This window comes from Methyloversatilis discipulorum (assembly GCF_018780585.1).
Lineage (GTDB): Bacteria > Pseudomonadota > Gammaproteobacteria > Burkholderiales > Rhodocyclaceae > Methyloversatilis > Methyloversatilis discipulorum_B.
This window is the reverse complement of sequence record NZ_JADMJL010000037.1, coordinates 1-8350: the sequence shown is the minus strand read 5'-3', so window position 1 is coordinate 8350 and position 8350 is coordinate 1. Positions and strand designations below refer to the sequence as shown.

Here is an 8350-nt window from a genome sequence, read left to right as displayed (position 1 = left end):
GACTATGTCCCGAGACAGCACGAAAGCGCTTGCGCCGGAACATAGAATCTCCCACGAAACGCAGAGGCCAGCGATCGTTCGGACACGCCGCCTGCGTGAGCGCAGCCGTCTTCCGAAAGCGGTCTGAATCAAGGACTACTGTCGCCGTGTCGCGGCCAAGACTGCACAGGACCGCTAACGGAGCCGGAATTCTGTGGGACCGACCCTCTGACCGCGACTGCGGCAATGCGCCGCGCGCGGCGGCTGCGCCTGGACGGGACCCTTGCTCACGGAAACCTGCCTGACCATCTCCGGAGCCGTGGTCCTCGCTGGCGCGCGCTTCCGTCAGTGCCCCTTGGCGTGCACCTCGCGCGCGCGCTCGACCAGGGCGTCGAGGCCAAATTTCTTGAGCTTGAGGTAGAGCGTGCTCTTGGCGATGCCGAGCGAGCGCGCAGCCAGTGCCATATTGCCGTGGCTGCCGTCGATGGCACCGAGGATGGCGTCGCGCTCGGCTTCTTCGAGCCGGCGGTTCTCACGCGTTTCGCCGCCGAAGACCATGCCGTGATCGGTGGCCAGCGGCGCGTCGAACAGCTGGATGCCGCGCGCCGCTTCGGGTGTCATCAGCGCACGCGGACGCTCACCGGTCAGCAGCATCGATTCGAGGATGTTGCGCAGTTCGCGCACATTGCCCGGCCACGAGTAAGAAGACAGCTCGCTGATTTCAGACGCGGTGAGCTGCGGCACCGGCACGCCGTGGTGCGCCGCCAGCTTCTCCATCAGCGCGCGCGACAGCACCGGGATGTCGCCCAGCCGCTCGCGCAGCGGCGGGATGCGCACGCTGGTCACCGCGACCCGGTAATAGAGGTCCATGCGGAAGCGGCCATCGGTGACTTCCTTGCGCAGATCGCGATTGGTCGCCGCGATCAGCCGGAACTTCACCTTGCGCGGCGTGTTCTCGCCGAGGCGGTAGATCTCGCCCTCCTCCAGCACGCGCAGCAGGTGCGGTTGCATGTCGAGCGGCATTTCGCCCAGTTCGTCGAGGAATAGCGTGCCGCCGTTAGCCGCTTCGATCTTGCCCATCATGCCGCCGCGCCGCGCACCGGTGAATGAGCCTTCGGCGTAGCCGAACAGCTCGGTCGCCAGCAGCTCGCGCGACAGTCCGCCGCAATTCACCGCGACAAAGGGTGCCGCCTTCGCGCTGCCGCAGTCATGGATGCCCTTGGCGAACACTTCCTTGCCGACGCCGGTCTCGCCGAGCAGCAGCACCGGCACGTTGGAACGCGACAGGTGACGGGCGCGTTCGACCGCTTCCATCAGTACCGGGTCCTTGCCGACCACGCAGTCGAGCTTGCTCGGCTCGTGCGCTACGCTGGTGGCGCCGACCGGCATCGTCGTGCCCTGCACCGAACGCGGCTTGAAGATCGGAATCGTGAGCAGCGTGCCGATACGCTGTCCGTTGTCCAGAACCGGTTCCAGCCACTCCGGTGCAATCCAGCCCTGCAGGCCGGCGGGCAGACCATCGTCGGTGGCGTGGCCCAGCGTAAGCGATGCGATATCCAGCTTGCGGGAACCGATGCGGCCCTCGGACAGCTGGTTCAGCGCCTGTTCGGCGCGCTCGTTGGCCTTGACCGGATTGCCGCGGCGGTCGAACACGATGACGCCGTCCGAGGTCGAGTGGGTGAGCCGGTGCATGCAGCGCTCGAGCAGGCGGAAGCGGATGCCCATCTCGTGCTTGGCCAGACGACCTTCGATCTTGCTGGCGGTGGCGACCACCAGCGCCAGGCTGTGCTTGTTGTACGTCTGCTGCAGGCCCGACACATCGATCGCGCCGAGCACGCTGTTGTCGTAAGGGTCAAGGATGACGGTGGACGAACAGGTCCAGCGCTTGATGCCGGCACAGTAGTGTTCGGCGGAATGGATCTGCACCGGGTGGCGCACCGCGATGGCGGTGCCGATCGCATTGGTGCCGCAGGCCGTCTCGCTCCAGCTCGCTCCCGGCATCATATTCATCATCGCGCCTTCGTCGCGCGTGGCCGGGTCGCCTTCGAGGCTGAGTATGGTGCCGCTGTGGTCGGTCAGCACCATGATGGTTCCGGTTTCGGCGAGGAAGTCGCGCGCCATCGCCATCACCGGCGTGCTGGCGGTGAGCAGGTCTCCGTGCTTCTGCTGCAGCGAATAGAGCGAGTTCTCGCTCAGTGGCGGCGGCGCCTGGTACTTGCCGGGATCGACGTGGGCGTTGAGGCAGCGGCGCCACGAGTCGTCAATCAGGCGGCGCAGGGCGTCGGAACTGCATTCCTCGCCGTTAAGCAGCCGCTCCCAGTGGTTCATCACGTCCCGGTCTCGCTCCGGGCGCGAAAACATCTGGCTTTGATCGTCGTCCCGCAATTCCATGGCCACCTCCTGTTTGTAGTGGAGGTAGACAGGCTGCGAGGCACCACGGACGTGATGCATGCAGCACCCGACTCCTCCGATACCGGCGTAGCGATCCGCTTCGAGGCGCATCGTCTCGCAGGCTTGTTTGAAAACCATGTTGCACCGGCAGCCGCGGAATGTCAGCCGCCGGGTGAATCTTCAAGGCGCAGGCCGGGCGCCACCCGGCCAATCAAATCAGGTTAGCTCAATTCTCGTACAACTCCAGTGCGATCGCAGTGGCTTCGCCGCCACCGATGCACAGGCTGGCAATGCCGCGCCGGCCGCCGCTGCGGCGCAGCGCGCCGATCAGCGTGACCAGCAGCCGCGCGCCGGTGGCGCCGATCGGGTGACCGAGCGCACAGGCGCCGCCATGGACATTCACCGTATCCGGATCGAGACCGAGGTCACGGATCGCGGCCAGCGTCACGACGGCGAAGGCTTCGTTGATCTCATACAAGTCGACATCGGCTTTCGACCAGCCGGCGCGTTCCAGCACCTTGCGGATCGAATCGACCGGTGCCATCGGAAAGCGCGCGGGTGCACCCGCGTGACCGGCGTGGGCGACTATCGTGGCCAGCGGTGTCAGGCCGCGCGACCTGGCGGTGGATGTACGCATCAGCACCAGCGCCGCGGCACCGTCGGAAATCGAACTCGAGTTGGCGGCCGTGACCGTGCCGTCCTTGCGGAAGGCGGGCTTCAGGGACGGAATCTTCTCCGGCTTCGCCGTCTGCGGCTGCTCGTCGCGCACCACGCTGGCGCGTGAGTCGCCGCGACCGATCACTTCGACCGGCGCGATCTCCCAGTCGAAGGCGCCACTCGCATCGGCTTCCAGCGAGCGGTTCAGCGAGCGCAGCGCCCAGGCGTCCTGGTCGGCGCGGCTGAAACCATATTCCTCGGCGCAGCGCTCGGCGAAAACGCCCATCAGCGTGCCGCGCTCGTCGTAGGCGTCTTCCAGCCCGTCGAGAAACATGTGGTCGATCACGCGGTCGTGACCGAGTCGGTAGCCGGCCCGGGCACGGGCCAGCAGATAGGGGGCGTTGCTCATCGATTCCATGCCGCCGGCGACGACGATGCTGGCCGAGCCTGCAAGCAGCGTGTCGTGCGCCAGCATGACGGCCTTCATACCCGAGCCGCACACCTTGCTCACGGTGGTACAGGCGGTGGATGCCGGCAGGCCGCCGCGGAGTGCTGCCTGGCGGGCCGGCGCCTGACCGATGCCGGCCGGCAGCACGCAGCCCATATAGGCCTCATCGATGTCGTCGGAACGGATGCCGGCACGCTGCACGGCGGCGGCGATGGCCGTTGCGCCGAGCTGAGGCGCGGTCAGCGCCGAAAGGTTGCCGAGAAATCCGCCCAGCGGAGTGCGGCTGACCGACACGACGACTACGGGATCTGACACTTGATTCACTCGATGCTCCTTCGCGGAAGGCGGCAACCGTCGGGCCGCTGCGCGTCCGCGTGTCACGTAGTTGCAATTAACGGGCCAGTTTCCATGAATTGAAAAACGTCGTTTTTTCAATCACCTGACCCAATTTCTTGAGAATCGACGACATGGGGCGTCCGAAAGCCGTACGGCGCGTACTGCGACCGTCCGGCTTTCGGACGTCCGATCGTCCGACCTTCAGACGCGGGCGGCGCGCAGGCCGATCACCTCGTCGATCGAACGCGGGTTCTCCATCGACGACAGGTCGCCCATCGGTCGCCCGATGTAGGCGTTGCGCACGACGCGGCGCAGGATCTTGCCGTTGCGCGTCTTCGGGATCTGCGTCAGCGCGTGGATGCGGGCCGGGCGCAGCGGCTTGCCGAGCAGCCGGGCGACGTGGTCCGACAGCTCGGTTTCCCACACGCTCCAGCCCTCCTGCCCGCTGCGCTTGTCGTGCAGTGTGACGAAGCACACCACCGCCTCGCCCTTGATCGGGTCGGGCACACCGACCGCCACCGCCTCGGCCACCAGCGGGTGCGACACCAGCGCCGACTCGAACTCGGTCGGACCGAGCCGCTTGCCCGCCACCTTGATGGTGTCGTCGCTGCGGCCGTGCACGAACCAGTAGCCGTCGCTGTCTATGCTGGCCCAGTCGCCATGTACCCACAGCCCGGGCAGCGCCGACCAGTAGGTGTCCTCATAACGTTCGGGGTCGTTCCAGAAGCCCTGGGTCATGCCGGGCCACGGCTGGCGCAGCACCAGTTCACCGACGCTGCCGCGCACCGGCTTGCCTTCGGCGTCCACGACGTCCGCCGCCATGCCGGGGATCGGTCCGTTGAAGCCGCAGGCGGTCTGCGGCAGACCGGGGAAACAGGCGAGGATGCCGCCGCCGATCTCGGTCCCCCCCGAGTAATTGACGATGGGACGACGGCTCTGACCGACCGTTTCGAACAGCCACAGCCACGGGGTCTCGTTCCACGCCTCGCCGGTCGAGCCGAACACGCGCACGGTGTCGAGCGATCCGATCTGCGGCACGGCGTCGCGGCTGCCCATCAGCAGGCGCACCAGCGTCGGCGACAGGCCGAGGTGGGTGACGCCGTGCCGCTGCACGATGCGCCACAGCCGGCCGGCGTCCGGGTAGTCGGGCGTACCTTCACACAGCACGATGGTGGCGCCCAGCAACAGCGCGCCAAACACCATCCACGGCCCCATCAGCCAGCCCATGTCGGTCACCCACATCAGGGTGTCGTCCTCGCGCAGATCGAAGGCCATCACCATGTCCTGCGCCGCCTTGAGCGGGAAGCCGCCGTGCGTGTGCACCACACCCTTGGGCTTGCCGGTGGTACCCGAGGTGTACACCAGCATCAGCGGATCGGACGCACCAAAGGACTCGGCTGCGGACGGATCCGCCGGGGTGGCCGCAAGCGTCGCGTAGTCGCACAGATCGTAGTGGCCGCCATGCTCGCTGCCGGCGTACGGTCCGTTGCCCAGGCGGTCGACCACCACCACGTGCTGCACCGATTCGCAGGCATCGGCCGCGGCGAGCGCGTCGGCCAGCATGCGCACCGGTTTGCCGCGGCGGAAGTAGCCGTTAGCGCACACCAGCACGGTGGCTGCGGCGTCCTGCACGCGCTGCACGACCGAGTCGGCCGAGTAGCCGGAGAACATCGGCACCGAAATGGCGCCAATCTTTGCCGCGGCGAGCAGGATGACGGCCGCTTCCGGCACCATTGGCAGATAGATCGCGATGCGGCTGCCCTCGCCTGCGCCGAGCGCACGCAGCCCCGCCGCCACGCCGTCGACTTCGCGTGCCAGCTCCGCGTAGGTGATGCGCCGCTCTTCGCCGGCGTCGCCTTCCCAGCGAACAGCCACCTTGTCCGGGTGGCGGCGTGCGTGCTTGCCGACGATGTTGTCGACCAGATCGAGCCGGCCGCCGACGAACCAGCGCGGCCACATGATGCCGTCGCTCATGTCCAGCGTCTGCGTGTAGGGCGTGCTCCATTCGAGTCCCACCTCGGCCACGACGCGGTCCCAGAAGACCGGCGCATCGCGCTCGGCGTCCTCCTGCAGCTGATCGAGCGAGCCGTAGCCATGACGTTCAATGAAACGGGCAAGCCGCGTGCCCTTCCACTCGTATCCAGATGGCGTGAATACCTTCATGATCGAATCCTGTTCTCTTTATGCCGGCCCGCTCCGCACCCGGTTTCCGCGGCGAAAAAAGCCCGACCCCGCGCTGCACAGGGTCGGGCGAACATGCCGGGAGGAGGTTCCAGCAATGCGTTCAACTGCGCTTACTTGCCCGTACCCGTTGCCACTTCTTCGAGCACGTTCAGCGATACGTCGGTTTCCTTGACGCCCTTCGGGTTGGACTTCATGTTCGACGACCAGTTGGTGGCGTGGCCGCGCTTGACGTCGATGATGTGGCCGATGACAGGCATGACCGCCTTGTAGCCGTCGTCGCCGATGTCAGGCCGGTTCTGGAAGATGAACATCTTCCAGAACTCGCCCTTGCGGTCTTCCGCGTAGCCGAGGTAGGGACGCGGGAAGTCCACTTCCATGTACACCACCTTCTTGCTGTACGGATGCTCGTCCGGCGGAATGCCCTCGACCACGTACACCTCGCGCGGCTCCCAGCCAATGTCCTTGGCCGGGTTGAAGTACGGCGCCTCGCTCATGTTGATGCGCGGGAAGCGCTTCTGCGGCTCGGTATAGGGCTGCGATACATCCACGCTCATTTCCGGGCTGTGCGCGATGGCCAGCACCCAGCGCTTCTCGATCAGCTTGTTCGACTTGTACTTGGTGGGCGCGGCGTCCCAGATGTCCCAGTCGTCGTACAGCTGGTCGGTACCACCGATCGGATCCATCCACGCGCCACCCGACAGACGGCGTACGCGGCGCACCGACTTCAGGTAAGCGTAGGAGTCGTCCGGCTTCTTCGAATCCGCCTGGTTGTAGCGGACCGAGAAGGTGCCGAGACCACGGATGTCCTGCGGGTAGTGCGCGACGAAGTAGGTCTTCTGCGCGATGGTGCCGTCGCCGACCGTGATCGGACCGCCATCCAGACGCCCTTCCATGTAGTAGCGGCGGGACTGGAAGGCCTGCACGCGCTCATAGCCTTTCTTCGCGTCGAGGAAGGCCCAGGCGATGTCGCGCAGGTCCATCGTCGCGCCGTAGGTGGCGGCGCGCAGGTTCCAGATCACCTTGTCGCCGGCGTGCGGATCGTCCATCTTGATCGTTTCCGGCGGGAACATCATGCCGGCCTGCCAGCCCGACACGGTGCGGTCCGCCGGATTGAACTTGACGGTGCCGACGTTCTTCTTCGACCACTCGACGTACTTCGGATCCATCTCGATCTTCTTCGAGTTGGCGAGCTTGATGGTCAGGTTGTAGTTCTTGATCATCCACTCCAGCTTCTCCGGCACCATCGAGGCGATCGTCTTCTTCTCGAAGGTGTCGTTCTTGATGCTGTCGTAGTTGCTCTTGTCGATGATGAAGCCGGCTTCCAGCTCCTTGGCGTTGATCTGACCTGCGGCCAGACCGAGCACCAGTGCGAGCGCACCGGCGACACCCGTGCGTCGCGCGCGACCGGCCGGGATATGTGTGTTGAGCGTATACATCTGTCTTCCTCCTTTGATCAGAACTGCCGGGTCAAGCGAAACACCAGCTGGCTTGCGCGACTGAAGTAGCCGAACAGCTGGGATTCACCATTGCTGAACTGGGTCCTGTTGCTCTTGCCGCCGTCCCAGAAAATGTCCGCTTCGACCTTCGCCAGCCACTTGTCGGAGAAGGTCATCGCCACGCTCGGGATCGCGAAGCCACCACCGTTCGACAGATCGAAGCCCACGGCCAGGCCGGGGTTGATCGTGTCGTTCTTGTAGTTGAGCGTCGTGAACATGGTCAGGATGGTGCTGTGCTCGTTCAGCGGCGTGCCGTAGGCGAACAGGCGAACCAGGTCCTCACGGCCGTCGTAGTCCAGCACCTGGGTGTTGAACAGCTGGACCGACGAGAAGGACGGACGCGACGTGCCGAAGATGCCTTCGAGATTCAGGTCCTTGTCGATGCGGATCATGGTCCGCAGCGTGTCCTTCTTCTTGATGCCGTTCAGGCCGATGCCAGGGTTGACTGCGGCATTGCCCGGATTGAAGGCGCCGCTGCCGACGTTGTACGGCTGGTCCTTGGTGAAGGCGACTTCCGCGCTGATCACGGCGTCCAGCGTTTCGCTGTAGCCACTGACGGTGGCGCCGAGCACGTCGATCTTCGGATGGATCAGGTCGAACACGGCGCCGGTGACCGGTACCCCCTGGTGCGGCCTGAAGACGGAACTGGCCACCGGATCGGCGGCGAAGGTCGTCAGGTAGGCGATCGAGTAGTTCAGGCCGTAGGCTTCACCGGACCAGCGGATACCGCCGGTCACGTCGTCCATGTCGCCGTCCTTGTGATCGCAGTTCTTGTCCGTCACCTGCGTCAGGTCGAAGCCGCGGTAGGGCTGGAAGAACCAGCGGCCGCCGCGGATATCGTAGGTGTTGCCGATGTCCT

Annotated in this window: 4 protein-coding genes and 1 pseudogene; all 5 read right to left on the bottom strand. The window is 65.6% G+C overall.

Features of this window, described 5'->3' with window-relative positions; all coding sequences use genetic code 11:
- Positions 1-324: 324 nt before the first annotated feature.
- A complete protein-coding gene (locus IV112_RS15610) occupies positions 325-2370 on the bottom strand; it encodes a sigma-54-dependent Fis family transcriptional regulator (protein ID WP_304004914.1) in 2046 nt (681 codons plus the stop codon).
- A gap of 226 nt (positions 2371-2596) precedes the next feature.
- Positions 2597-3799, bottom strand: coding sequence for an acetyl-CoA C-acyltransferase (locus tag IV112_RS15605; RefSeq protein WP_304004911.1), 1203 nt, complete (start codon positions 3797-3799; stop codon positions 2597-2599).
- Between the two features lie 213 nt (positions 3800-4012).
- Positions 4013-5974: an AMP-binding protein gene (locus IV112_RS15600; RefSeq protein ID WP_304004910.1), complete on the bottom strand. Its 1962-nt coding sequence runs from the start codon at positions 5972-5974 to the stop codon at positions 4013-4015.
- Positions 5975-6105: 131 nt separating this feature from the next.
- Positions 6106-7431: a DUF1329 domain-containing protein gene (locus tag IV112_RS15595; protein WP_296811760.1), complete on the bottom strand. Its 1326-nt coding sequence runs from the start codon at positions 7429-7431 to the stop codon at positions 6106-6108.
- Positions 7432-7448: 17 nt separating this feature from the next.
- Positions 7449-8350 (bottom strand): annotated as a pseudogene (locus IV112_RS15590) (DUF1302 family protein); the annotation flags it as partial.